Genomic DNA, 24,375 nt, shown 5'->3' with positions numbered 1-24,375 from the left:
AGTTATTTCAATTAAATGCCGAATGAACTTTTGCTTCCATTAAATATCGAATAAACTTATTCTATATTGGAATATATTTAATCTGGATGCATACTGTGGAATTTCAGAGCGTATCAAAGTCCTTCTCAGACAAGAATATCATTCGGGATATCTCATTTTCAATGGAACAGGGTGAGATTTTCGGGTTACTGGGGCCAAACGGAGCAGGAAAGACAACGCTTATAAGGCTTCTTCTTGACATCATCAAGCCGGACATCGGGAAAATATATGTCTTTGGTAAGCCCCTTAGCCCGGCTGCAAAGAACAGGATAGGATATCTTCCTGAAGAAAGGGGGCTGTACAGGAAAACAGGACTTCTGGATATGCTCGTCTATCTTGCACAGCTTAAAGGCATGCCGGAAAAACAGGCTCATTTAATAGCTGAGTCCCTTCTTAAATCCCTGGACCTATATCAATACAAAAATAAAAAAGTTGAAGAGCTTTCCAGAGGAATGCAGCAGCGGCTTCAGTTCCTTTCCGCGATTATCCATGATCCTGATCTTATAATCCTTGACGAGCCCTTTTCCGGGCTTGATCCGGTAAGTGCGAAAACCGTTAAGGACAAAATCCTGGAGCTCAGGGCTTCGGGAAAAACAATACTCCTCTCCACGCACATGATGGAGCAGGCTCAGACTCTCTGTGACAGGATTCTTATGCTCAATAAAGGCGGGAGAGTACTTTACGGTTCTGTGGATGAGATCAGGATAGAGCATGGAAAAAATTCTCTGGTTGTAGAATTCGCAGAAAAGGAAGATTTTAATGCAATTCGGGAAATTCCAGGCATAAAAAAAATAATAGAATCCGGAAAATCGGTTGAACTCTTCCCTGAGGAAGGAATAAAAATACAATTCCTTCTTGAGGAGCTCGTCAGCAGGACAAATCTCCTGCGCTTTGAGCAGACACTCCCTTCACTAAATGAAATTTTTATTGAGACTCTGGAGAGTGCCGCCAGTGAATAATTGCCCCGAAAAAACCTTTATTGTTGCCAGGCACGAGTTCCTGAAAACAATAAAGCGTAAAGAGTTCCTTTTTATGACATTTCTCTTCCCTCTCCTGCTTATGGGGATCAGTCTACTTCCGGCAGTATTTCCAGGCACGAGCCCGGAAGAAGACCAGAAAATAGGTTACATTGATCTGACCGGAGCCTTGGAATTTCCGAAATCGATCCAGAGCCAGGGGTTTTCTCCAGGAACTTCAGAGACAGAAACCTCAGTTAAGGAATTTGTAATGTACAGGGAAATTTCCGATGCAAGACAGGACTTACAGGCAGGCCTGATTTCCTCCTATATTATTATCCCTGAAAACTTTCTAGAGACCGGAACAATAGCACTGTACAGTCCTGAAAAAGAGGCATCTTTGCCAGACATCGAACTGTCTGCCGAACTCTCGGATATAATTATCACTTCTCTCCTTAAGGACGAAGTAGATGATCCAGTTCTCAACAGGATTCGGGACCCGGTTAATATGAAGTTTTACAACATAGGGGAGAGTGGAGAACCTTCTGAGCAGGGAATTGCCGAAATATTTGCAAGCTTTGGGCTTCCTATCCTTACAGCTTTTCTCCTTCTCTTCAGTATTTTTTCATCATCTGGTTTTCTGCTTCGCGGAGTTACCGAGGAGAAAGAGAACAGGATAATAGAAATCCTGCTTTCTTCCGTAACTCCCTCCGAGATCCTTAGAGGCAAGATCCTCGGTCTTGGTGCAGTCGGCCTCCTGCAGATTATTATCTGGCTTGCAGCAGTAACGCTCGGGAGCGGGTATGCCCTTCCTGCAAAAATAGAGCTTCTTACTCTTTTTCTCGCTCTTATCTATTTCGTACTTGGCTTCCTCTTTTTTGCCAGTATGATGGCAGGAATAGGGGCAGTGACCAGTTCCCTTCAGGAGAGCCAGCAGATAGCAGGAATTTTCACATTTGCAGCCGCAAGTCCCCTGATTTTCATGCAGCTTATCCTTACGGACCCGGACAGCCCGTTTTCAGTCTTTCTTTCCCTTTTTCCTCTGACTTCACCTGTAGCTATGCTGGCAAGGATGGGGGTTGCAGCCGTACCTGTCTACCAGATTCTTGCCAGCCTTTTCATTCTATTTATTTCAGTTCATGGGGTGATCCTGCTCTCCAGCCGGCTTTTCAGGGTTTACCTGCTGATGTACGGGAAAAGACCCGGAATACGGGAAATCCTTAAAAATATTAAAACAGGAAGCGAGTAAAAGGATAAGCTTCGGTTTCTCTAGCTGGTGCCGAAATCTACCTTTAGCTTGAAGAACAAATTTAAGAAAATGTTAGCTGACAGAGAAAAATAAGGAAGCCGGACTCGTTGAAAATAATCCCTCACGTTGGTTGATTGGATCAGGTTTGTAAGGCAAATGAATATGGTAAACGAGGCTTCACGATGAGGATATCCAATACTTATTAAAGAATGCGATGTTCTATCGTCGTTAATTTATATTATTACTTACATATTTGTAATTGGTCCATAAAGTCATATGTAACATGCAGGAAATACCCGGGCAGACATACAAACTGCCCCCGTAATAAACTATACAGTTTCGGACATGACTTTATGGGCCCCTTCACAGGCTTTTTTATTTTACCAGTCTATTTTACCAGTCTATTTTACCAGTCTATTTTACCAGTCTATTTTACCAGTCTATTTTACCAGTCTATTTTGAGGGTATTTTTATGTTGAACCGGGATAAAACAGGGCACTTCAGTATTAAAAATAGAAACTGATTAAATAATTATCTATTCTATCGTTACTTTTTTATAATATTAGTTATATAGTTATAATTGGTTCATGAGGAAGTGCTGTGAAATGAAGGAAAATGCCGGACAGCTTCAAAACTGATCCAGTAATGAACTTCGTTTACATAGAACCTTGTGAACCACCTGACTGATTTTAGTTTAGCTTATCTCCGAATAATGCTTTTTCAGACTTCTAGTTTTATCCTCTGTTTTATCCTCTGTTTTATCCTCTGTTTTATCCTCTGTTTTATCCTCTGTTTTATCCTCTGTTTTATCATTTTTGCCGTAAATTCAGTAATCTTTAGATTTCTGCACCTGCCGGTTGCTTTTTTATATATGAACCCGCAGATTCCCGGCGAGTTAACGATGCCAATCAGCCAGTGGAACAGATGGCGATAATTAATATATTTGATAAGGGCAGTTAACGGTGTTATTTCTCTCGCGCACTGGTTTGCAGCTGTATACCAGCTACTATATCTTGGGCCGGCTTTGCAGGAATTCTTTAGCTCAGGTTATATATTCTTACTATTCTGTTAAAATGGAAGGAATGTGTTAAAAGTTATGAAAATTCTGGTTATCATGGGAAGCCCGAGAAAAGGCAATACTTATCAAGCGGCGAAGAAGATTGAAGAGTTCATGCAGTCCATGGCTAAAGTTGAATTCGAATACCTGATGCTCAAAGATGCAAACCTCTCACAGTGCCGTGGTTGTTTTGCCTGTTTTTTAAAAGGAGAAAACTATTGTCCTTGTAAAGATGATGCCGGTCTCATAGAGCAGAAAATGCATTCTGCAGATGGGGTTATCCTTGCTTCGCCTGTTTATGGTATGAATGTAACTGCACTCATGAAAACATTTATCGACCGGCTCTGTTATATTCTCCACCGGCCTCGTTTTTTCGATAAAAAAGCCCTTCTTCTCTCCACCACAGGAGCGGTGGGCCTTAAGGAAACTCTCAATTACCTCAAACTCATAGCCGGTATATGGGGTTTTGAGGTATCTCATAGTGTTGGTCTTATAACCCCTCCGGGTATGATCTCCGGGAAGCAAGAGCAGGAGAATAACCGGAAGCTTGAGAAAGCTGCATTCGAATTTTATAATTCCTTTCAGAAAAAACGTCGCTCTCCGGGACTTAAAGATATACTGATTTTTCGCGGGCAGAAAGCGAGTTTTGGTGAGCTTGGCCTTAGTTCCCCTGCTGATTATACATACTGGAAAGAAAAAGGCTGGCTCAACCCGGAAACAAAATATTATGTGGATGTGCCCGTTAATCCTGTTTACAATGCTATTGGCTGGATCTCGGAACAAACGATAAGAAGAAAAATGCGGAAGGAAATGGCCGAATTAGGAAAATAAGTTCTCTTCTTAAATAAGCGTAAATTTTACAGGAGAGTGTAATATTTGAATAATAGTTCTGAAAGGCTTAGAAAACAATTAAATTTGTTGAATACCAGAATTTCTACCTGATGGGGCATTTCTGATATGTAACGAATCTCCAAGTATTTCTGCTATCTCTTGAGAATTCTTCTTTTGAGCTTTCTTTATGTTTTTGCCTTTCTTTCACTGAATATTTCTCAATCGATAATTTTATAAATCACCTGCTTATATGACTTTAACCGGAATAAATTATTTTGCTTAATGTCGATATGTTGATCTTAACATATCCCTGAAATTGAGGTATCGGGTTGTATATTGTCCTGTTACTTTTGCCTCTGGCTTATATTTCGGGGAATTGAATCTATCTACCCGGCCCTGTAAAATTGGCTGATTTCCTGTAAAAAAATAACTTAAGATACTTTGCTTCCTCTCTGTTATGTTTACTTCTACATAACGTGACATGTCGGATCCCCTTTGCTGAAATATTTATTCGGGCTCCTGCATTTGTCAGCGTTATGTTTAAGCCAACATAACGGTAAGACTCACGGCGGTGCATACATTGCATAAAAACTCAGATGAAGAAAAACACCGGATGGAGACAATTCTAGGGCAGGTAAAAGACCCTGAGTTAATTTCCCAGATTGAAAAAGTAGTTCCCTTTCACGGCTTCCTCACCTCTGGAGCATTAATCGGCATTCAGATGCTCAATATCGCAAAGAGGGAGCTTGAAGTTCAGGACGGGGAGCGCATTTACGTGACCTGTGAAACGAAAAGCTGCATGCCTGACCCGTTTCAGATCCTGGCGGGAGCTACCATTGGAAACAATGGGTTGAAGATCCATAACCTTGGGAAGATGGCAGTCACGATAAACAAACAGGCGCCTGAAGGAGTTTACAGCATAAAAGGGCTCCGGATCATCCTTGATCCTGAGAAAACAAAAGCCTATCCCAAACTCCATGCCTGGTACCTGAACACTGAAAAATTTCCTCATGTAGAGATTGTACCAATCCTTCTGGATGCAGGGGAAAAGGTGTACTCCTGGAAATCTGTGGACATTGAAGTTCCGGTTAGAAGGAAGAAGCGGATACAGTGCTGTAAAAATTGCGGTGAAATGTTCACTCAATATGATAATGAGCTGCTGTGCGGCGGTTGCACAGAATAACGTTGAGAGGTAAACAAAATGCAAGATGATATGCGATTGTCTGTCTTTGCCGAAAAAAAAGATAAGCAGCTAATTTATTCGCCTGAAAAATGCATTGGCTGCGGGACCTGCGTACAGGCATGCCCTAAAGGTAACCTGGCAGTTGGAGCCGTGGGAGCTATAATGAGAGGGTTGCTGGATGCAGATTTCCTGGAAATGAAAGAAAGTGAAGCCTGCCTTGTCTGTGGAATCTGTGCAAAAGTTTGCCCCACCGGCGCTCTTGAGGTGAAGCAGGTAGGAAAAGCCCTCACTGATATGTCCTATCTTTTCAGGGCAATGAAACCGACGTCAGTAAATGAGAGTTGCATCCACTGCGGGCTTTGTGAGGTCATCTGTCCCAGAGGCTGCATTGAGGTAACTCGCGAAATTTCAGAGGATGGGCACCTGAAGCTTGTAGGAAAGACCCATATTGATACAGAGTATTGCGTCCACTGCGGCTGGTGTGCAGCAATCTGTCCTGTGAATGCGATTTCCGTGGAAAAACCCTTTGAAGGAAGATGGGACCGGGATGAGAATGTCTGTCAGACCTGCCATACATGTGTAGAGGCATGTCCTGCAAATGCCATTTTCAATAAAAAGGCTAAACCTGGGGAAAGAGTTGAAAAAATAAGTCACCGTCCTGATGCCTGCATCTACTGCGGGGCATGTGCGGTTTCCTGCCCTGTTAACGCAATTGATGTCAGAAAAACTGCAATTCTCCCGAACGTTGAGAAAAAGACCGTTCTTGAGAAAAAGTTGCTTGAAACTCCTGTTCCTAAAGCTCTGCTCCGTACCTGCCTGGAAACCGACGAAACTGCGTGCTTGGGCTGCGGAAACTGTGTAATTGCCTGTCCTGTGAACGCCCTTTCTGACCGTGAGCTTGCAGCCGGGTACCTGAACAATATGGATGAGAAGGCTCTCCTTGGGGTTAAGGATGGAAAAATTTCGGTCATAAACCAGGATCTCTGCGGGGGAGATGGTACATGTGCCCTTATCTGCCCTGTTGATGCGATCCGGCTTGTAAAAAGAGAGGTGGAATAAATGGCAGGAACAATTGCAGTCAAGAACGGATACGTCTTTGATCCCCTGAACGAAATAAAAGGGGAAATAATGGATATTTTTATCAAAGACGGAAAAGTTGTAAGGGAGCTTTCTTCTGCCGAACTGAAAGATGCAAAGGTTATTGACGCCTCCGGTATGACAGTTATGCCCGGAGGAGTTGATTCTCATTCTCACGTTGCAGGGGCAAAGGTCAACGCCGGCAGGTCAATGCGTCCAGAAGACCATTATAAAGCAAATCTCCAGAAAACTTCACTCACCCATTCCGGCTCAGGTTACACGGTTCCATCGGTCTACAAGCAAGGGTATGATTATGCAGCAATGGGTTATACGACAGTTTTTGAGGCTGCCGTTCCTCCTCTTGAAGCTCGCCACACCCATGAGGAAATGCGTGCAACTCCGCTCCTTGATATGGGTGGGTACCTGGTTCTCGGAAACAACTTCTTTCTGATGCGCTACCTGAAAGACGGAGACATGGAAAAGGCTGCGGCTTACGTAGCCTGGATGATGAAAACCCACAAGACCTATGGAATTAAATGTGTCAATCCTGCAGGAGTAGAAAACTGGGGCTGGGGTAAAAACATAAATTCTCTCGATGAAGCCAATATCCATTTCGAGATTACCCCGAGAGAAGTAATAAAAGGGCTTACTGAAATCAATGAACGACTCGGCATGCCAATGCCTGTCCACCTGCATGCAAATAATCTGGGACATCCTGGATGCTATGGAATTACCAGAGATTCCCTCAAAATTCCCGACGGCATAAAGCCCAGGCAGAATCTGGATGTGGAATGGGCTGAAACCAAGCTGGACCCTGCACGGGACCGTTCCGTATACCTCACCCATCTTATGTTCAATAGTTTTGCAGGCACCACATGGGGAGACTGCGAATCCGGAGTAAAAGATATTGCAGGCTACGTCAACAACAAAGACCATGTGGTAATCGACAGTGGGTGCACTCCCTTTGGAGAAGCAACAGTTATGACCGGAGACGGACCTGCGATTCATGACCTTTACACACTTACAGGAAACAAATGGTCAAATACTGATGTCGAGATGGAGTGCGGTTCAGGTGTCCTGCCCTTCACTTACCTCAAGTCCAATCCTGTGCACAGCCTACAATGGGCAATGGGACTTGAATGTCTCATGCTGATTAAGGATCCATGGAAAACGATTATGACTACGGACAGCCCCAATGGCGGGCCGTTTACAAAATACCCCGAAGTAATGACCTGGCTCATGTCTGAAGCTTTCAGAAATCAGACCTTCAGCGAGTGCCACAAATGGGCAAATGATAGGAGTGAGCTTGGTGGCGTAAACCGGGAACTTTCCCTCTATGACCTTTCGATCCTGACCAGAGCCAATCCTGCAAGGACAATTGGTATGGTGCACAGAAAAGGTTCTCTTGGTGTGGGGGCTGACGGGGATGTTACGGTTTATAACATAAATCCTCAGCAGCTTGACGCAAACAACTACGAAACTCTTCTCAGAGCCTTCAGGAAAGCAGAATACACTGTAAAAGATGGCAAAATTGTGGCTGTTAAAGGTGAGATCGTTTCCTTGCCTGAAAAACGAACATATTATTCCGAAGTGCATGTGGAAAACGAGAGGGAAAAGGAGATGCTGGCCGATGTAAAGGATTGGTTCAGGTATTATACCCTGGGCTTTGCTAACTACCCGACTCCAGAAAAGTATCTGGAAAATCCAACTCCCATACAGGTTAATGGTAAGAGGTGAGGTCATGACAGAGGGAGTTCTTATTGACAAAGGCAAGATCGAAAGTGCTGGAAAAATGGAAGAAGTAGTTCTTATTCCTATAAAAGAGATTGACATCAAACTGGAAGCTGATGTTATTACACCCAATTCCTTTGCAGGCAAAAATGCCAGGGAAATCGGAAACCTGCCCGTATGGCAGGGGCCAGAGACTTATCCTCTTTCCGAGTTTTTTGAAGTAATCGGCAGTGGTGGCATTTCTGCAGCTGAGACTCTTATCCGCATAAAAGGTGACGCTAAGAGGGTCAAAAGGATCGGAGAAGGCATGAGTGCGGGAAAAATCGAAATTGAAGGGTCTGCAGGAATGCATGTAGGTACCGGGATGAAAGGAGGCGAGATCGTAGTTTACGGAGATGCGGATTCCTGGGCTGGCATGGAAATGACAGGTGGCCTCCTGAATATTAAAGGCAATGCTGGGGATCATGTGGGCTGCGCCTACAGGGGCAAATGGCACGGCATGAAAGGCGGACGCATTGTTATCGAAGGCTCGGCACGGCATCAGCTCGGGGGCGGTATGGACGGTGGTGAGATTCTGGTAGAAGGCAACGTTGAAGGCTTCTGTGGAATTCGCCAGAACGGAGGGCTTATTGTTGTTAAAGGCAGGGCTCTTCGTGGCACAGGCGCTGAAATGGCAGGCGGAACCATAGTTATCGGAGGCAAAATAGAACGTTTTTCCCCCGGTTTTGAATATGTTTCCATGGTAAACAGTGTCAAGGCTGGTGAAGTTGAGTTAATAGGCGAATTCAAGAAGTTCACAGGGGATTATGCAATCAGCAAGCGGGCAAAAGGGGTGCTTTATGTGGCTGCAGAAAAAAATCCTGAGCTCTGAGGTGAGAGATATGGAAGTATTACTCATTACCGGAAGTACGATTGATGAAGGCAGGCTTGCCAAAGGAGGAGACAAGTTCACGGATGACTATACTATGGAATGCGCACGCTGTTGGATTTCTCCTGCTGACTTCGTATCACTCTGTTCCCCTGATAAGGTAAAAGTAACAAGTGGAAATGGAAAACATTCTGTCAATGTTTATACCAGATGTACTGACTCAGTCCAGCCAGGACAGGTTTTCATGCCAAGGGCTATCTGGTCGAATGTTGTCATTGATCCCGATACCCTTTCTACGGGCTCTCCACTCTATAAGGGCATCCCTGTAACAATTGAACCCACTGAAAAAGAGGTTCTTAGCGCCGAAGATGTAGTTTTGAAAGTTTATCTCGGAGGGCAGTAAACATGATTTACAAAAATATAGTCTGTCCAGTGTGTGGGGCAGCCTGTGATGATATCCAGGTTGAATTCGGAGACGGAAAGATAGAAGCCAGAAATGCATGTAAAATGGGAAATGCCAAGTTCAAAGAGGTTGTGAGTTCCCACAGGCTCAGGCAGCCTCTTATAAAGGCTAGTGGAAAATTGTCACCTGCTGCCTGGGATGAAGCCCTTGAAAAAGCTGCCGATATACTTATTTCGGCAAAACGCCCTCTGCTTTTCATGGGCAGTGAAACCTCCTGCGAAGCACATGAAATCGGGCTCAAGATAGGGGAATACCTTGGAGCTATTGTTGACTCCAATGCTACAATCTGCCACGGGCCGACAGCCATGGGAATACAGGAGTCCGGAAAAGTAGGTGCAACCGAAGGTCAGAAGAAAAATAGGGGAGACCTGATAGTCTATTGGGGAACAAACCCTCTTGAATCCATGCCCAGGCAGATGTCAAGATATGCGGTTTTCCCGAGAGGTTACTGGACAAAACGCGGGCGTTTTGATCGGACAGTTATCACTGTAGACCCAAGAAAAACTCCAACCGCTGAAGCTTCCGACCTGCATATACAGCTTAAACCCAATTCGGATTACGAACTCATCAGTGCACTCCTCACCCTGCTGCATGGGAAAACTCCTCATCCTTCAGTGGAAGCGATTACAGGAGTCCCCATCTCTGTGATGGAAGAGATGCTGGATATGATGAAGCACTGCAACTTCGGGGCAATATCAGTAGGACTCGGGCTTTCCTCATCCATCGGAAAGCACAGGAACGCCGAGATTGCCATGAACCTTGTAAAGGAACTGAACAACTATACAAAGTTCACCCTTGGAGCTCTCAGAGGCCACTGTAATGTGGCAGGCTTCAACCAGGTCGCTTCATATATGTACGGCTATCCCTTCGGGCTTGATTTCACACGCGGATACCCGCGTTACAACCCCGGAGAATTTACAACCGTGGACTTGCTGCGGGAAAAAGACGTGGATGCAGCCCTTGTGATGTGTGCTGACCTTGTCTGCCATATCCCTGCGGACTGCGCTTCTTACCTCGCCAAAATCCCAATGGTTTGCCTAGATATTGCTCCCTGCCCAACCACAGCAGCCTCGGATGTTGTGCTTCCGGGAGTCATTGATGCCATGGAATGCGACGGGACTTTCTACAGGCTCGACGACGTGGCTGTGCATTTTGAGCCTTTCACGAGTTCGCCCTTCGGGTTTACTAAGAGCAATGAGGATACGTTGAAACAGCTATTTGAGAAGATTAAAGCAAGAAAGTGAAAGTTGCAGTTCTCTTTCTGCACCGGAAGAAAAAATACTGAAAAAAGGTGAATTTCCCTTATTTAAAATGGAATGTATGACACCTCGTACATTCCAAATCTTTTTTACAATTCCCGGCTTTTCTTAAAGTTACTTCTTACAACACTTATGTAGTTTTTTCAGCATATTCGCAGCCAGAGTAAGAAGAAATAAGAATATTTTAAAATATTCTCATTTCAGGCGAATATGTATAAAATTAGGAAATTTAAAAAGTATTTTATGCTTTGCCAATTTCTTATCTAAGGAAATCTGACAGTCGAATCCAAAGTTAGTATTGAAAACATCAAGTTATCTACCCATTTCGATTTGAACAAACATGCAGTGCTTGATTTTGAGATTTAAAAAAATAATAAAAATTAAAGCTCTAAAATAAGTAATAAGTTTGATTAAAATGCTCAAAAGAAGGAATAAAAGAATGAATATTTACACGTGGCTGATGCTTATCTTCTGTGTTTCTCTCTTTTTATGTGGTTCTGCAGGTGCAGATGATAGCAAACTGAATGATTCCGGATCTGATGAGATCTCTGATTCTATAAAGGAATTTGTAAATGATCCCTCGTTCATAGCTTACAGGGGAAATTTACCAGAAATAGTTGATCAGGAGTGGGAAAATTCGATTGCAGACTGCTGGTTAAATCTTACCCTAATGGGACCATCATACTCCGAATTTGATAGCTCTATAAAGAGCGTTGCATCCAATAATAAAGTAATAATAGTTGAACTAGGATCTGCTTATAAAGGAAAGATAGATGACTCCAGAATTGACAGGGTGTATCAGAAAATTGAGGATTTTTGTGAAGAGCAGGAAGGAATAAGCGATATTCCTGTGGTTTTTATGTGGGCACAGGATGAGAAGAACCTTCCTTTACCTGATTATGGGCCTGAGTCTTTTGAGAGAGCTAAAAATGAGACAGGGTTCATAACTACTCGAGGAACAATGCCTGTAATTACAGATGCTGATGAAAAAGTGGAATGGACAGACTTACTTGTTAAGTGTAGTCAGCCACTTTCTCGCCCTAATAGTAATACAGGAATTAGTCCATATTTTACTGAATTCGGTGGTCCTGTGAATAGTTTTGGAACCAACATTTATGGATATTTAATAGTAGGTTTCGAGGAATCCACTCCAGAGAAGGTAAATGAATCAGTAATTGATGAAATATATCAAGTAATAGATGAACATTTTGAACAGGAAGGCATAAGTGATGTACCAGTCGTTTTTATTTTTGTGCAAATAACAGATGATTTAGCCCCAGCTGATGAACCAGATGTGAATGAAGCTGATGACATCAATGTATCAAATAATGAAGAAGGGATTGCTGGCAATAAAACAACCAATCAAATGCCTGGCTTTACTTCAATAATGGTCATTTTAGGGATTTTATCGTTACTGGTTTTTAAGCGTTCATAAAGTTCTTTTTAAATTTTTATCTCATCAAAGATCTCTAAAGAATTCTCTTTTTTCTGCCCTTTTTCTTCGCTCAAGAGGATTATTCTTCCTTTTGTTCATTTTTTCTGAATGCTACTTTCTTCCCACAGTACCTGTGTAGTTTTTTCGTACCTCCAGCTTCACTTACTACGGTAAGCATTGTCAGGGGGTCAATAATTCGGGTTCCCATTATTGCAGTAATTCCTCTATCAAAAAACGGGGCAGGGTAAAGAGGAGCACTTGGACCTAGCAGGATTACTTCCCTTGCTGCACCCCGGAGGGAAAGAAGTTCATCAAAAGTCCTGTTGGCGAGAGTACTTGCACTGAGAATGATTACATCGGATACAGGGAGGATTTCTCTGGCTTTTTCCGATGGCAGGGTTCTGGTTTGCGGAGCTTCGATTTCACGCTTTTCAAGGACTGTGAATTTACCGGTTATTTTCAGGATTTTCGGGATGAGAGGTCCAAAATAACCTACCATTGCAACTCGATCTTCAGGTTTTATAAGGTCAAGGACATCCAGGTTTGAAGTGGGAAAGTTCTCAGGTTTAAGATCCCATAGCATGTGGGAAAGCGCATTTGCAGTTGCAACTCCTACAGCAGCTTCGAGGGGATTTTCTGACAGGGCAAGTTCAAGTAATTTATCAGCGGTTTTTCCCTTCAGAGTTTCCGTGAAACCAAGGGCAGGGCAGCAGGAGAACTCATATAAGGGGGTGCAGGCAACGCCTCCGTAACCGTTTGAAAGCAGGATTCCGGTGTAGGCAAGCCCTATCCTGGCATCCTTTACTTCGATTTCTTCAAGGGCAGAATCCAGATCATTTTTGAGTGTACTGACCAGGGCTGGTAGAATTTCAGCCTCTTTTTTTCCCTCTCCTTCAATTCCACTTTCTGACTTCCTTTCGTCTCTTTTCGGGAGTTTTATTCCTCCCGAATATTTTGTTTCCGGCATCGTGTCACCTTTCATTTTTCTTCAGATCCTTTCGATCTTAGTTGTAAAATCAAGGGGATTTGCGTAATAGGGAGCGCTTATAACGATGATATCGACAAGAGGGGCATACTCAGGGATTCTTTTTGCCTCAATTCCACCCACTGCAAGTTCAAGCTTGGGATTGAGTCTCTTAAGTTCGGGTCCCAGTTCCCGCAGTTCCTCCGGGGAAAGGTGGTCAAGAAGCATTATATCGGCTATTTCGACATATTTGAACGCTTCTTCCCTGGTTCTGGGCTCGATTTCTATCTTTTTCAAGGCTTTGAGTTTACCCAGATCTCCGGTGACTTCAAGATGATTCTGGCTGATCTGGATGGAATCACTTAGAGAGTTTCGGTGAATGTCTCCTCCGCCTGCCCGGACAGCTTTAAGCTCAAACGTACGGGTTCCGGGATGAGTTTTCCTGCTAGTTGCGAGAATAAAATCAGGGTTTGCCTTTCGGCCTGCGTCCACGAAAGAAGCGGTCTTTGTGGCAATGGCACACATCAGGGAAAGAAAGGTCTGGGAAACCCTCCAGAATTTGAACAAAAGTTTGAGATCTCCTTCAGCTTCAAAAACTGTATCTCCTGCTTTGAAGTTGTCGCCGTCCTTGAGGTAAAGCAGGCATGTCAAGCCTTTTCTTTCATAATAGTCAGCAAGGTCGCCGGTGCAGGCGCAGACCCCGTTTTCTCTCGATATGAGCTTCATTTTTCCCATACCGTTTAATCCAAGAAGTTCTGCACTCTCATCCTGATAAGGACAGTCTTCATAAAAGTAAAATTCAAAAAGGTCTATCATGATTTACCTCATAGGTTTTTTGTTTTTATTTTTCTATTTTCCTTTCTGTTGTTTTCCTGTGAATCCTTTACTTCCAATCAGTCAGTATTCCCTGTCCTACCAATTATTCTGGCATTTGAAGCTTTGAATATCGCATAGATTTCTTTGCCTGGTTCCAGATCAAGAATTTCACATGATGTCGGTGTAATTACTGCTTTGATTTCAGTATTCCCTATCACTACTTCTACCACAATCAGATGTTCTTTTTTGAGAATTCCTGAAACTCTTCCCTTTAAAATGTTCCGAGCTGAACTCTCAATGGCTGTCCGGGCAAGGATAATTTCTTCCGGGCGGATAGAAACTGTAACCTTTTCTCCGGGCTTAGCGGAGTCTGCAGAGTAGACCTCCAGACCTTCGGCTTCAAGTACTGTGAGTTTTCCGTTTCGAGCCTTTATTTTTCCTTTTATCACATTTGTGCCAAGAAATTCGGCTACGAAGCTATGGGATGGGCGCCTGAATACGGATTCCGGGTCTCCCTCCTGTATCAGCTCACCTTTTCTAATTATTATTACCCTGTTTGCCAGCATCCAGATATCCTCAAAGTCATGGGTCACATGCAGCACAGTGGTGCGATATTCACTAATTGCTTTTTTCAGTAAATCCCTTAACTTCTCCCGGGCTCTGGCATCGAGAGCGCTGAAAGGTTCATCAAGCAGGAGCAACTTTGGTCTTACTACAAGGCTCCTTGCAAGGGCTACTCTTTGTTTTTCTCCTCCACTCAAGGTTGTTGGTTTTCTATATAGAAGTCCACCAATTCCCAGAATGTCTGCAATTTGCCTGATTTCAGCCTCAAGCTGTTTTTCGTTCCTGAGCTTCTTCTTCAGGGCATATTCTATATTTTCGAAAACATTCATGTGTGGAAAAAGCATGTGATCCTGGTATACTATGCTAATTTGCCTCTTATCCGGGGAAAAGGCAGTTATATCTCCTTCTTCAAGCAAAATCCTGCCTTTTTCAGGCACATAAAATCCTATTAAGGTCTCAAGCAGGAGCGATTTCCCGCTCCCGGAAGGACCTATAAGCGCAACATAATCCCCTTCATCAGCCCTGAGGTTTATATTATTAAGTTCAAAGCCCCCGATATCAAGGCAAAGATCACGGGTTTCAAGGAAACTCACAGCTTTCCTCCTTCGAGCCGCTCAAAGCTTAGAATAGCAAGAAAGGCAATTCCCATTAGTAAAATTCCGCTTGTGATCGCCATTTCAAGGTTTCCGTAGGAAATATTAAGGTAAAGGGTTACTGGCAGGACTTCGGTGTACATGTACGAGCCTCCTGCAAGGATAAGAACAGCTCCAAAAGACCCTATACAGCGAGCGAAAGTGATAATTGCAGAGGCAAAGAGTCCGCTTCGCGCCATTGGAAGGGTAATTTTTCTGAAGGTCTCGAACTCTCCGTATCCAAAGCTTCTTGAGACCTGCTCGTATCTAGGATTAATGCCTTCAAACGTAGAGTAAATAATTTTGACTGCATATGGAAAGGCTATGCAGAATTGTGCAATTATTATTCCTAACCTGCTAAAAGTCACTTTAATCCCAAGGATTTCAAGAATGGGTCCGAGAAAATTCTGACCAAAGAGAAGAAGGAGAGCCAGACCCATAACCAGTTCCGGAAATGCCATTGGTAGCCCCAGGATAGTTCTTATAAGGGTTTTCCCGGGAAAGGTGAAACGTGAAAGCGCATACGCTGTAGGCACAGAACAGCACATTACCAGAAGAGTTGAAATCGAGGCTGTCAGCATAGAAAGCTTCACGGAATAAATTATCTCTTCGGAAAAAAGAGATGAAAGAAATTCAGAGGGCTTCAGGGCAAAAAGCAAGGTTCCAGCAGCTGAAAAGAACAGCATCGTAAAGAAACAGGCAATACCCACTGTTGCGCTCCTGAACAAGGAGTGATTTACGAAGGGACTTTTTACAAAGCGCATGGCTCAAAGCCCCACTTTTCCCAGGTTTCTTCCGCTTCCTCTCCTGCAATATAGGCATTGAAAGCTTCTGCAAGTTCGGGGTCTTCAGTGTAAACGGAAATTGCCGCAGGTATGGTCTCTATCTTGTTTTGCTCCTCAGGGATGGAGATCAATTCGATTTTTCCGTTAGCTTCTCCCCAGTTTGCCATATCTTCCCAGAAAATTGTCGCATCTACCTCTCCGGAAACAATGTAAACAAGAAGCTGGTTTACAGTTGCGGTCCAGACAATTGTATTATTCTTGACTTCAGGAAGGATGCCTGTCTGTGCACAGATTGTTTCCGAAACTTTGCCTATTGCAGGCCCTTTTGTGTCTCCTAGAGCAAGCTTTATACCAGGCCTTGCCAGATCTTTAAGTCCGGTTACGTTTGCCGGGTTTCCTTCAGGAACCGCAATTACAGGGATGTGCAGGGTCACGTTTTTTACGCTTTCATTGAAAACATAATTTCTGGACATTGCCTGCTCGGTGTAGTAGTAATCTCCGGGAATGAAAATATCACATTCCTTTGAAGCCAGAGTTCCAAAAATTTCTGCACTTCCGCCGTAACGGACCTGAATTTTTGCTCCGGTCTCATCTTCGAAATTCTTAATTAATTCGTTCATTGGTTTTATCAGTCCGGCTCCGGCGCAAACAGTAAGCTGTCTTCCCTCGAAATTATTCTCGTTTTCTCCTGAAACGGATGCCGAAGATTTGTCTTCAATGCATCCAGATACCGGTAACATCGAAATCATAATCAGCAATAACAGAAATATGCTCAGACGCTTTGAATACGTTTTTTTCTTGCAGGCTTTTTTCATACAGGCACCTTTTCAGTATGGTTTGACGGTTATGTTTGAACATACATAACGGTTAATAAAGGTTTTTCTAAAAGCCAGAGTGCAACAATATTATAGAACAGTTCGGTGCTTGCACAGGCTGCTTTAGAGCCCTGAATTTTATACACTGCCCCTTGCAGGATTAAACCCGACTAGGGCGCCAGAAGCTCAGCTTTGTATCCAGGTTCTAATTTTCAGGCAGGTGAAGTTCTGCGAACAATACTATCGCTCAGATAAATGGAAGTATAGTAAAGGGAACTAACAAAATAATTCAGAAAAAGATATCTTAAAAATGGCTGAGAAGTTCCCAAACTAGCGATCTTTCCAACATCTCCGCAATCGGGCAGCACTTACCTTTAATGAGCATAAAAACTGGGCTCGCTTCGATTGTATGTGCGCTTCTCAAAAAAATAGCATTTGTTAATCTACTAGAATATTTTTATAGTCCTGAGCGGATTCGAACCGCTGTCCCGGGCTCCAAAGGCCCGAAGGATTGACCACTACCCTACAGGACTGCACGTTAAGCTTTTACTTATAGCTTAATTCATGTACTTAATTTTTGTGCCAGCTCGGGACTCTTTCGCATTAATTTTTTGGTCAGATCCCTTTTTTCTATATAGCCACCTTTTCTTTCTCTTTATTTCCTATTGTCTTCATTTTCCCGCTAACACTTTCTTTCTTCCTATTTTCATACTTAAAGTCCTTTTCTGGCTTTGAAATATTCTTCACGAAACTATTTTTTGCCCGCAAGAAATTTTTCAGATAATTAATTTAAAGTAATTTATTTCATTACTATATGTGGAGCTGGAAGAGATAGGGTATGATTGAATAGCGAAGTAGCGGGTTGTGACAGAATTGCCCGGGAGCTGGCTGTTCTTGCTTCAGGATATGTTTGATGGGAGCATACTCCGGAAGCGGCTGTATTGGGGGATACGGTAATGGACTAAACTGCTCCCGAGCTTCTTCTTATCAGGCACTCAATTATTTTTAAACAATTTTTAATTTCCTAAACAACTTTTTTAAACAACTTTTTAATTTTCCAGTCTTAAATTCTTTTTAGTTGTAACATTCCTTACCCCAATTTCTCTTATCTTTGTCTATTATTCTGGAATTTTAAAACTATTATTTCTGGCTTTTGTTTCTTATTCAGTGGATTCCCTGCGGATTCGACCACAACTCTACTTTTTAATTATATCCCTGATCTGCTCATCTTTCCTGAACTTTTTGTTACCCTATTACTGTTCTTACTATCTGCTATGCTCTCCTATTGTGCTTTCCAGTGACAAAGGGTTATTCTGCTCCATGTTCCAGCTTTGTTGTTTCAAATTTTATTTTTGAGTAAAATCTTTTATTTCTTCCAGCGCCCCTTTCAGGATTTTGAATAACTGAAAACCCCTTTGAGGACTTTTATTGAAAGTTTCAGTCCGGTAATGAGCTGTAAATTACCCGGTGATCAAACTTTTTATTGCCGTATTCACTTTCCAAGGCTTATTAATCCCCGTTTAACGCTAGAAACTCATTTAATATGAAATTATACTGCGAGTTTAAAACTTTTTATGCGATAGCATTTTTTGTTTGAAACTAATTTTTGGTATAATTAATTTAAAATAATTACAGGGATAATTATACATTGTAACGGGGAGAGAACGGCACGAGTGAGCAACGGGTATGACTAGTAGGTAAAAGAATTGCCCGGAAGCTTTTGATTCTGTCCGGAATCGTATGCTTGGGGGAGCGTATTATCTTCGGACAACCGTATCGGGGGCTACGGTAAAGGGAACATAAGACTTTCGGGCTTTTTCTTACTCTTCTTTTAATATGTGTTAATATGTGTTTTTATTCTTCTTTTAATATGTGTTAATATGTGTTTTTATTCTTCTTTTAATATGTGTTAATCTGTGTTTTTATGATCTTCACTATAATTCTATTAACGCCTTTAATAAAATTCTAACTCATTCCACCTTTTCCTGATCTTCCCGGTTTCGAGAGTAAGGATATTAAATTTACTTTTGATTTACTTTTGATTTACTTTTGATGGACCCTGAGAGGAAATAATAAATTCTTCTGATTACCGCTAATACAAAATAAAATTCCACGGGTTCAGCTTCGAAATATTCTCCTCATTGTTAAATAAAATGTATATGTAAAAATTCGAATATGTTTGGCTACTTTTTTAAATCATAATTCCCGGAGGTATCGCTCCGGCAGTAGCCTTAAACGATTCCCTCAACGAAATGAAAAGTAATAAGTTTAAAACTCAATAGATTATAATTTTCGAAAATCCCCGTGACAGTTCTTCCCCCAGGAATTTTTCCATTTCCTTTTTGAGATTTTCAATAGCTTCCTCGATAGTATTTCCCTTACAAATTACATCAGCCTCAGGGCAGATTGCAACGTAGAAATCTCCTTTCTGAAGGATGGTTGCAGAAAAAGGAAACCTGACTTCCATAATTTTAGCATCTATCATTCTACGTTTAAGGATTTCGCATTTATCATATCCTTAAAAGCGTTTTATTGCAAGAAATTCCCCACGAGCGCAGGAATTTTATACTTGAGTTGATATCACATTCTAAATTTATGTCACAATGCTTGTGAGTTCTATGGCAATAGATTCTATAATTTTCTCTCCTGTATATTTTCCTGATCCTTCAGTACTTATTCTTCTGGGCGTCTTTGTACTAACCGCTCTGAGACAGGTCGGATCTTTAAGGTTGCAGATCTGGCAGATCATGACTTCTGGAGCAATACTGGTGCTGCTTCTCGGTGAGATTTCGCCTCAAGAGGCCATTCAGGCAATTAACATCGACGTGCTGATATTTCTATTTGGGGCTTTTTGTGTGGGAGAAGCACTTAACAGGAGCGGATATCTTGCCTGGTTTGGGAACAGGCTAGTTTCCAGAGCAAAGGATACGGATCAACTTGTGCTGCTTGTACTCTTCTCTACAGGAATCCTCTCTGCATTCCTTATGAACGATACCCTTGCTATCATGGGTACTCCACTCGTTCTGGGGTTTTCCAGGAAATACAATATCTCTCCCAAACTCATGCTCTTTTCCCTGGCATTCGGAGTAACTACTGGAAGCGTTATGAGCCCTATAGGAAACCCACAAAACCTTCTCATAGCAATTGGGGGAAATTTGGAGACTCCTTTTGTAACATTCTTGCAATCGCTCGCCCTTCCAACCCTTCTATGCCTTCTAGTTGCTTATGCCGTGCTGAAACTCTTTTTCCGGGAAGAATTCGGGAAATCAACCTTGATCCACTCCGAAGAGGTCATTACTGATCCTGAGCTTGCCAGTGCTTCTAAAATGGCGCTTTCCCTTCTGCTGGCTCTCATAGCCTGTAAGATCCTCCTGGTGGAGTTTTTGCCTTCCTGGGATTTTAACCTGAGCTGGATTGCCCTGCTCTCAGCGCTGCCTGTCCTGCTCAGCAGAAGGCGCTTAGAAATCGTCAGAAATATTGACTGGGCAACTCTGGTTTTTTTCGTTTCAATGTTTGTGCTAATGCAAAGCGTGTGGACCTCCGGGACATGCCAGGAATTGCTTGCCAGGATGCCCCCGCAGTTAGGCTCAGTATCAACTATTCTTGCGCTCAGCATTGGGCTTAGCCAGCTAATTTCTAATGTTCCCTTTGTTGCGCTCTACCTGCCTGCCATGGGCAGTCCAGTTTCTCAGGGGCAGTTGATGGCTCTTGCTGCGGGAAGTACAATTGCGGGAAACCTTCTGATTCTGGGAGCTGCAAGCAACGTTATAATTATTCAAAATGCGGAGAAAGAAGGGAAAACTATTTCGTTTACCGAATTCTCTAGAATCGGGGCTTTAATAACGATTTTGGATGCTATTATTTACTTTATCTTCCTCTAACCCTAAGAAACTATAAAATCACTCAAAATGGAGTTGAAACGCTCAATTCTACTATAAATCAGATAAAAGGACTTATTAAGCCCTGGCTGGCTTGCCAATCTCTCCAACCAGGTATTTAAATAATACTCAACTCTCTGATAAACTTGATATACTCAAAATACATACATTTTTTTCTGGAAGATATCAAATCATGACCCAGAATAATACAGATCCAAATGCCAGGCGCAGACGCGCCAGGTGTACCGTACAGAAGAAAACCTTTGGGCCTGTTGAAGACCTTGAAACACATGTCCGGTCCGACTGGTGGCAGACTCTTTTTAACTCACTTTACCTCAAGACCGATGCCGATCTTCTGGATGATATGGAGGTTACCGGCAAAGAGGTCGATCTCATTGTTTCCATTTTGGGGGTGGCTCCTGAAGAAAAGATTCTTGATCTTTGCTGTGGACAGGGAAGACATGTGCTTGAACTGGCAAGAAGGGGTTTTTCGAACGTTGAGGGGTATGACAGATCCCAGTACCTTATAAGGAAAGCCAGAACCAGAGCACAGAAAGACAACCTGCAGGTCAGGTTCAGAGAAGGAGACGCAAGAAAACTTCCCTACCCTTCTGATACTTTTGATATAGTAACTATCCTGGGCAACAGTTTTGGCTACTTCGATTCAACGCTTCAGGACCGAAAGGTTCTTGAAGAAATTTTTCGGGTTTTGAAGCCCGAGGGCAGGGTTTTCATTGATGCCGTGGATGGCGATCATATGAAAAAGAGTTTCCAGCCCAGGTCATGGGAATGGCTGGACAGGAAATATTTTGTATGCAGGGAAAGGGCTCTTTCAGCCGATGGGGATCGGCTAATTTGCAGGGAAGTAATAAGCCGTATTGACAGGGGGGTAATTGCAGACCAGTTTTATGCTGAACGCTTATACAACAAGGAAAGCCTTTTTGAGCTGCTCACCGCTTCAGGGTTTAGCAGTCCCGCTTTTCATAGCACTTTCAGCCCGGTATCCGCAGGTACTCAGGATGCGGGCATGATGGAACAGAGAATTCTGGTTTCGGCTTCTGTTGAAAAACCATGGCCTCTTTCCTTCCAGGCAGCAGAAAGTAAAAAGCCGATGAACATTGCAGTTTTGCTTGGAGACCCCAGAAAAGAAGATCAGGTAAAGCCTGCCTGTGTGTTCGACGATGACGACTTCGATACGCTTGAGAAAATGAAAAAGGCACTTTCTGAGATTCCCTTCATGAGATTTACTTTCTTTGACAGGCATGAAACGCTGCTGGAGGATCTAAAGAAGAGAGCAGCGAAAATTGATCTCGTGCTTAATCTATGTGATGAGGGGTTTTATAACGATCCGACAAAAGAGCTTCATGTTCCGGCTTTGCTTGAACAGCTCAATATCCCGTATACAGGGGCGGCCCCTCAATGCCTTGCCTTTTGTTATGATAAGTCGATTATAAGGGGAGTCGCCCGGGAGATGCGTATCCCTGTAGCAAAGGGAATGCTTATAACCGGGGATTCGGACCTTTCAAAGCTTTCTCTGTCTTTCCCCTTGCTTGTGAAACCCAACTCAGGAGATTCGAGTTTTGGAATTACACAGAAAAGCATTGCCCATAACCGTGAGGAGCTTCTGGAGATTCTTGAGGAAACCCGGGAAAAAATGGGGTCGGGCAGGCCTTTTCTGCTGGAAGAGTTCCTTCCCGGAAAAGACATTAGTGTGGGCATTATTGGGAATCCGCCCACATGTACTGTACTTCCCATCACGGAAGAGGATTACTCGGCAGTGCCTGAAGAGCTTCCGAAAATCTGCGGCTATGAAGCCAAGTGGCTTCCGGACTCTCCATACTGGAACATAAAATCCGTTCCTGCCGATATCCCGGAAAAGACCCGAAAGGAAATCATTAAATCCTGCCTTGCTCTGTTCAGCAGGCTTGGCTGCCGGGATTATGCCCGCTTTGACTGGAGGCTTGACGCCGAAGGCAAGCCCAGGCTGCTTGAAGTAAATCCCAATCCTGGCTGGTGCTGGGATGGTCACCTGGCAAAGATGGCAGCTTATGCTAATATTTCCTATTCGGGAATGCTGGCTGCTATCCTCGAGGCTGCAAAGGAAAGGTACGGTCTCGGAACTACCGGAAAAACCGAGCTTTCAAGAAAAATGACTGAAACCACGTCGAGGAAAAGCCCAGCTGAATATGCTGCCGAATTCGAGGAAGAAATTGAGGCCAGCTCAATGGATTCCGAAGATGATCGGAAGAAAGGTGTTTTTTCAAACTCTTCCGACACAGTACAGGCTTTTGAAGGCTTATAAATTCAAAAAAGTGTGGAATGAGAAAGGATTTGATTTTCCTTTTCTCATCTCCGCTTTTCTTTTACTTACGGGCGCCTTTTACTTCTGGATGATAATCGTAAGGATATCTTTGTCCTGCATTCTATGGTCAAGACCGACTCTCTGCCCCGGATGCTTTGCAGATGTGCCCCATATCTGGGCATAGCGGAATTTCCTGCGGAAATCTCTGTGCAGACGGTCACATATCTGACCTATATTGGTCCCGCTCATAACTATGAGGGGCTCTTCCATATCTGCGGGCTGACCCTGAGGCTTTAAGTAAACTCGTATGAAACCCAGCCTGTCGTAAATGGCGTCTTTGAGAGTCTCGATGTTAATGCCTTCATGGGCTGAAATAAAGAGCGAGTTCGGATATAATTCCCTGCACTCTTCAATAAGCTGGGGATAGGCCAGGTCAACTTTGTTGATAGCTATGAGGGATCTGACATAACTGCGGTTGCTGAGGACAACGTCGATAAGCTGATCAACCGTTATATCTTCCCTTATAAGTACGCTGGCGTTATGGATTTTGTACTCATCCAGTACAGCCTTGATAGTTTCCTCATCCAGGTCGAGATCAATGGTTGAGTTGATCTCTATCCCGCCCCTGTCTTTTTTCTTAATTACCACATCAGGGGGCTCTTCGTCTACGCGTATGCCAGCCTGGTAAAGTTCGTCCATGAGTACTTCGTAATGTTTGGGCTGGAAAACATCGAGCAAAAATATAACCATATCTGAGTTCCTGATAACCGACATGACCTCTTTTCCACGCCCACGTCCTGATGACGCACCTTTTACAAGCCCTGGCACGTCAAGGAACTGGATTGTTGCTCCTTTGTGCTCAAGCACACCTGGCACAACTGTAAGGGTAGTAAACTCATATGCTCCTACTGCGGACTTGGCACCCGTGATCTTGTTCAGAAGCGTGGATTTCCCTACTGATGGAAAACCTACAAGGGTTACAGTTCCATCTCCTGATTTTCTGACCGAGTACCCATCTCCCCCTCCTTTTGCCGAAGCTTTCTTTTCCACCTCGTCTCGAAGCCGAGCTATCTTGGCTTTGAGGCGTCCTATGTGGTGGGAAGTTGCCTTATTGTACTGGGTCTTTCGGATTTCGTCTTCGATTTCCTGTATTTGCTCCTGTATGCTGCTCATCTGGAACCTGCCGATTTAGGGACTGAAGAAATGATTTTCATTGTTGCTTGAAAAAGAAACCGCATCCAAACGGTCTCCACAAACCTTTTTTGATCTAAAACAGATCCGTATCTGGATATTTTATTCTGAATAGTTGAATGCAATATATATACCTATGGAATGTTTTATCACAAGCCTTTTCAAAAGCGTTTGATCGCAAACTTTTTTTGAAAAAAGTTTGATCAAAAACCTTTAAAAAAGGGTTTTATCGAAAACATCGTAACGGCGTGATAAATTGGCCCAACAGTCTCTGAAACCT

The 24,375-nt window shown here is 43.2% G+C and carries 19 protein-coding genes and 1 tRNA gene; 12 read left to right on the top strand and 8 right to left on the bottom strand.

What is annotated here, in order from left to right; translation table 11 throughout:
• Positions 1-86 precede the first annotated feature (86 nt).
• The 10 genes from EQO05_RS11155 to EQO05_RS11110 all read left to right on the top strand — a co-directional run bounded on the left by EQO05_RS11155 (position 87) and on the right by EQO05_RS11110 (position 12,148).
• Positions 87-998, top strand: coding sequence for an ABC transporter ATP-binding protein (locus EQO05_RS11155; RefSeq protein WP_128506527.1), 912 nt, complete (start codon positions 87-89; stop codon positions 996-998).
• Positions 991-2,244 carry an ABC transporter permease gene (locus EQO05_RS11150; protein WP_240664596.1) on the top strand — a complete coding sequence of 418 codons (1,254 nt, stop codon included), beginning with the start codon at positions 991-993 and terminating at the stop codon, positions 2,242-2,244. The genes EQO05_RS11155 and EQO05_RS11150 overlap by 8 nt, the downstream gene beginning before the upstream one ends.
• Positions 2,245-3,340: 1,096 nt before the next feature.
• Complete coding sequence (locus EQO05_RS11145) at positions 3,341-4,132, top strand: flavodoxin family protein (protein WP_128506523.1); 792 nt, start codon at positions 3,341-3,343, stop codon at positions 4,130-4,132.
• A 580-nt stretch (positions 4,133-4,712) separates the two neighbouring features.
• The gene (locus EQO05_RS11140; protein WP_128506521.1) at positions 4,713-5,315 is read left to right on the top strand and encodes an FmdE family protein; all 603 of its coding nucleotides are present in this window, start codon (positions 4,713-4,715) and stop codon (positions 5,313-5,315) included.
• Between the two features lie 18 nt (positions 5,316-5,333).
• On the top strand, positions 5,334-6,374 hold the full coding sequence (locus EQO05_RS11135; RefSeq protein WP_128506519.1) for a 4Fe-4S binding protein: 1,041 nt from the start codon (positions 5,334-5,336) through the stop codon (positions 6,372-6,374).
• Entirely contained in the window at positions 6,375-8,129 is a 1,755-nt protein-coding gene (locus tag EQO05_RS11130; protein WP_128506517.1) for a formylmethanofuran dehydrogenase subunit A, read from the top strand. It abuts the gene before it with no gap.
• Between the two features lie 4 nt (positions 8,130-8,133).
• On the top strand, positions 8,134-8,994 hold the full coding sequence (locus EQO05_RS11125) for a formylmethanofuran dehydrogenase subunit C (RefSeq protein WP_128506515.1): 861 nt from the start codon (positions 8,134-8,136) through the stop codon (positions 8,992-8,994).
• A 10-nt stretch (positions 8,995-9,004) separates the two neighbouring features.
• Positions 9,005-9,394 carry a molybdopterin dinucleotide binding domain-containing protein gene (locus tag EQO05_RS11120; protein WP_128506562.1) on the top strand — a complete coding sequence of 130 codons (390 nt, stop codon included), beginning with the start codon at positions 9,005-9,007 and terminating at the stop codon, positions 9,392-9,394.
• A gap of 2 nt (positions 9,395-9,396) precedes the next feature.
• A complete protein-coding gene (locus EQO05_RS11115) occupies positions 9,397-10,698 on the top strand; it encodes a formylmethanofuran dehydrogenase subunit B (RefSeq protein WP_128506514.1) in 1,302 nt (433 codons plus the stop codon).
• Between the two features lie 430 nt (positions 10,699-11,128).
• Entirely contained in the window at positions 11,129-12,148 is a 1,020-nt protein-coding gene (locus tag EQO05_RS11110) for a hypothetical protein (protein ID WP_128506560.1), read from the top strand.
• 79 nt (positions 12,149-12,227) lie between these two features.
• Here EQO05_RS11110 and EQO05_RS11105 read toward each other — a convergent pair whose 3' ends face one another.
• The 7 genes from EQO05_RS11105 to EQO05_RS11075 form a co-directional block, all read right to left on the bottom strand.
• The gene (locus EQO05_RS11105; RefSeq protein WP_128506512.1) at positions 12,228-13,115 is read right to left on the bottom strand and encodes a Rossmann-like domain-containing protein; all 888 of its coding nucleotides are present in this window, start codon (positions 13,113-13,115) and stop codon (positions 12,228-12,230) included.
• A gap of 21 nt (positions 13,116-13,136) precedes the next feature.
• Complete coding sequence (locus EQO05_RS11100) at positions 13,137-13,928, bottom strand: nicotinate-nucleotide pyrophosphorylase (protein ID WP_128506510.1); 792 nt, start codon at positions 13,926-13,928, stop codon at positions 13,137-13,139.
• Between the two features lie 77 nt (positions 13,929-14,005).
• Positions 14,006-15,085 (bottom strand): ATP-binding cassette domain-containing protein, encoded by a 1,080-nt coding sequence (locus tag EQO05_RS11095; RefSeq protein WP_128506508.1) that lies wholly within the window; start codon positions 15,083-15,085, stop codon positions 14,006-14,008.
• The gene (locus tag EQO05_RS11090) at positions 15,082-15,888 is read right to left on the bottom strand and encodes an ABC transporter permease (protein ID WP_128506506.1); all 807 of its coding nucleotides are present in this window, start codon (positions 15,886-15,888) and stop codon (positions 15,082-15,084) included. Before EQO05_RS11090 ends, EQO05_RS11095 begins: the two co-directional genes overlap by 4 nt.
• Positions 15,876-16,658, bottom strand: a complete 783-nt coding sequence (locus EQO05_RS11085) for a molybdate ABC transporter substrate-binding protein (RefSeq protein ID WP_240664594.1) — start codon at positions 16,656-16,658, stop codon at positions 15,876-15,878. Before EQO05_RS11085 ends, EQO05_RS11090 begins: the two co-directional genes overlap by 13 nt.
• A 526-nt stretch (positions 16,659-17,184) precedes the next feature.
• Positions 17,185-17,257: transfer RNA gene (locus EQO05_RS11080), tRNA-Gln, on the bottom strand.
• 1,742 nt (positions 17,258-18,999) lie between these two features.
• Positions 19,000-19,191 (bottom strand): hypothetical protein, encoded by a 192-nt coding sequence (locus tag EQO05_RS11075; protein ID WP_128506502.1) that lies wholly within the window; start codon positions 19,189-19,191, stop codon positions 19,000-19,002.
• A 151-nt stretch (positions 19,192-19,342) separates the two neighbouring features.
• On the opposite strand from EQO05_RS11075, the gene EQO05_RS11070 reads away from it, so the two are divergent.
• Both EQO05_RS11070 and EQO05_RS11065 read left to right on the top strand, forming a co-directional pair.
• Positions 19,343-20,605, top strand: coding sequence for an anion transporter (locus EQO05_RS11070; protein ID WP_128506500.1), 1,263 nt, complete (start codon positions 19,343-19,345; stop codon positions 20,603-20,605).
• Positions 20,606-20,795: 190 nt separating this feature from the next.
• Entirely contained in the window at positions 20,796-22,904 is a 2,109-nt protein-coding gene (locus EQO05_RS11065) for a methyltransferase domain-containing protein (RefSeq protein WP_128506498.1), read from the top strand.
• A gap of 78 nt (positions 22,905-22,982) precedes the next feature.
• Here the strand turns inward: EQO05_RS11065 and EQO05_RS11060 are convergent, their stop codons facing one another.
• A complete protein-coding gene (locus tag EQO05_RS11060) occupies positions 22,983-24,077 on the bottom strand; it encodes a GTP-binding protein (RefSeq protein WP_128506496.1) in 1,095 nt (364 codons plus the stop codon).
• Between the last annotated feature and the right edge of the window lie 298 nt (positions 24,078-24,375).

Source organism: Methanosarcina sp. MSH10X1 (assembly GCF_004099695.1).
Classification (GTDB): domain Archaea; phylum Halobacteriota; class Methanosarcinia; order Methanosarcinales; family Methanosarcinaceae; genus Methanosarcina.
This window is presented reverse-complemented; position numbering and strand designations above follow the sequence as displayed.

Coding starts and splice junctions, on each gene's coding strand:
- EQO05_RS11130 (WP_128506517.1), top strand. CDS start 6,375: ATGGCAGGAACAATTGCAGTCAAGAACGGATACGTCTTTGATCCCCTG.
- EQO05_RS11145 (WP_128506523.1), top strand. CDS start 3,341: ATGAAAATTCTGGTTATCATGGGAAGCCCGAGAAAAGGCAATACTTAT.
- EQO05_RS11060 (WP_128506496.1), bottom strand. CDS start 24,077: ATGAGCAGCATACAGGAGCAAATACAGGAAATCGAAGACGAAATCCGA.
- EQO05_RS11075 (WP_128506502.1), bottom strand. CDS start 19,191: ATGGAAGTCAGGTTTCCTTTTTCTGCAACCATCCTTCAGAAAGGAGAT.
- EQO05_RS11155 (WP_128506527.1), top strand. CDS start 87: ATGCATACTGTGGAATTTCAGAGCGTATCAAAGTCCTTCTCAGACAAG.
- EQO05_RS11125 (WP_128506515.1), top strand. CDS start 8,134: ATGACAGAGGGAGTTCTTATTGACAAAGGCAAGATCGAAAGTGCTGGA.
- EQO05_RS11070 (WP_128506500.1), top strand. CDS start 19,343: ATGGCAATAGATTCTATAATTTTCTCTCCTGTATATTTTCCTGATCCT.
- EQO05_RS11135 (WP_128506519.1), top strand. CDS start 5,334: ATGCAAGATGATATGCGATTGTCTGTCTTTGCCGAAAAAAAAGATAAG.
- EQO05_RS11115 (WP_128506514.1), top strand. CDS start 9,397: ATGATTTACAAAAATATAGTCTGTCCAGTGTGTGGGGCAGCCTGTGAT.
- EQO05_RS11100 (WP_128506510.1), bottom strand. CDS start 13,928: ATGATAGACCTTTTTGAATTTTACTTTTATGAAGACTGTCCTTATCAG.
- EQO05_RS11085 (WP_240664594.1), bottom strand. CDS start 16,658: ATGATTTCGATGTTACCGGTATCTGGATGCATTGAAGACAAATCTTCG.
- EQO05_RS11065 (WP_128506498.1), top strand. CDS start 20,796: ATGACCCAGAATAATACAGATCCAAATGCCAGGCGCAGACGCGCCAGG.
- EQO05_RS11120 (WP_128506562.1), top strand. CDS start 9,005: ATGGAAGTATTACTCATTACCGGAAGTACGATTGATGAAGGCAGGCTT.
- EQO05_RS11110 (WP_128506560.1), top strand. CDS start 11,129: ATGCTCAAAAGAAGGAATAAAAGAATGAATATTTACACGTGGCTGATG.
- EQO05_RS11105 (WP_128506512.1), bottom strand. CDS start 13,115: ATGCCGGAAACAAAATATTCGGGAGGAATAAAACTCCCGAAAAGAGAC.
- EQO05_RS11090 (WP_128506506.1), bottom strand. CDS start 15,888: ATGCGCTTTGTAAAAAGTCCCTTCGTAAATCACTCCTTGTTCAGGAGC.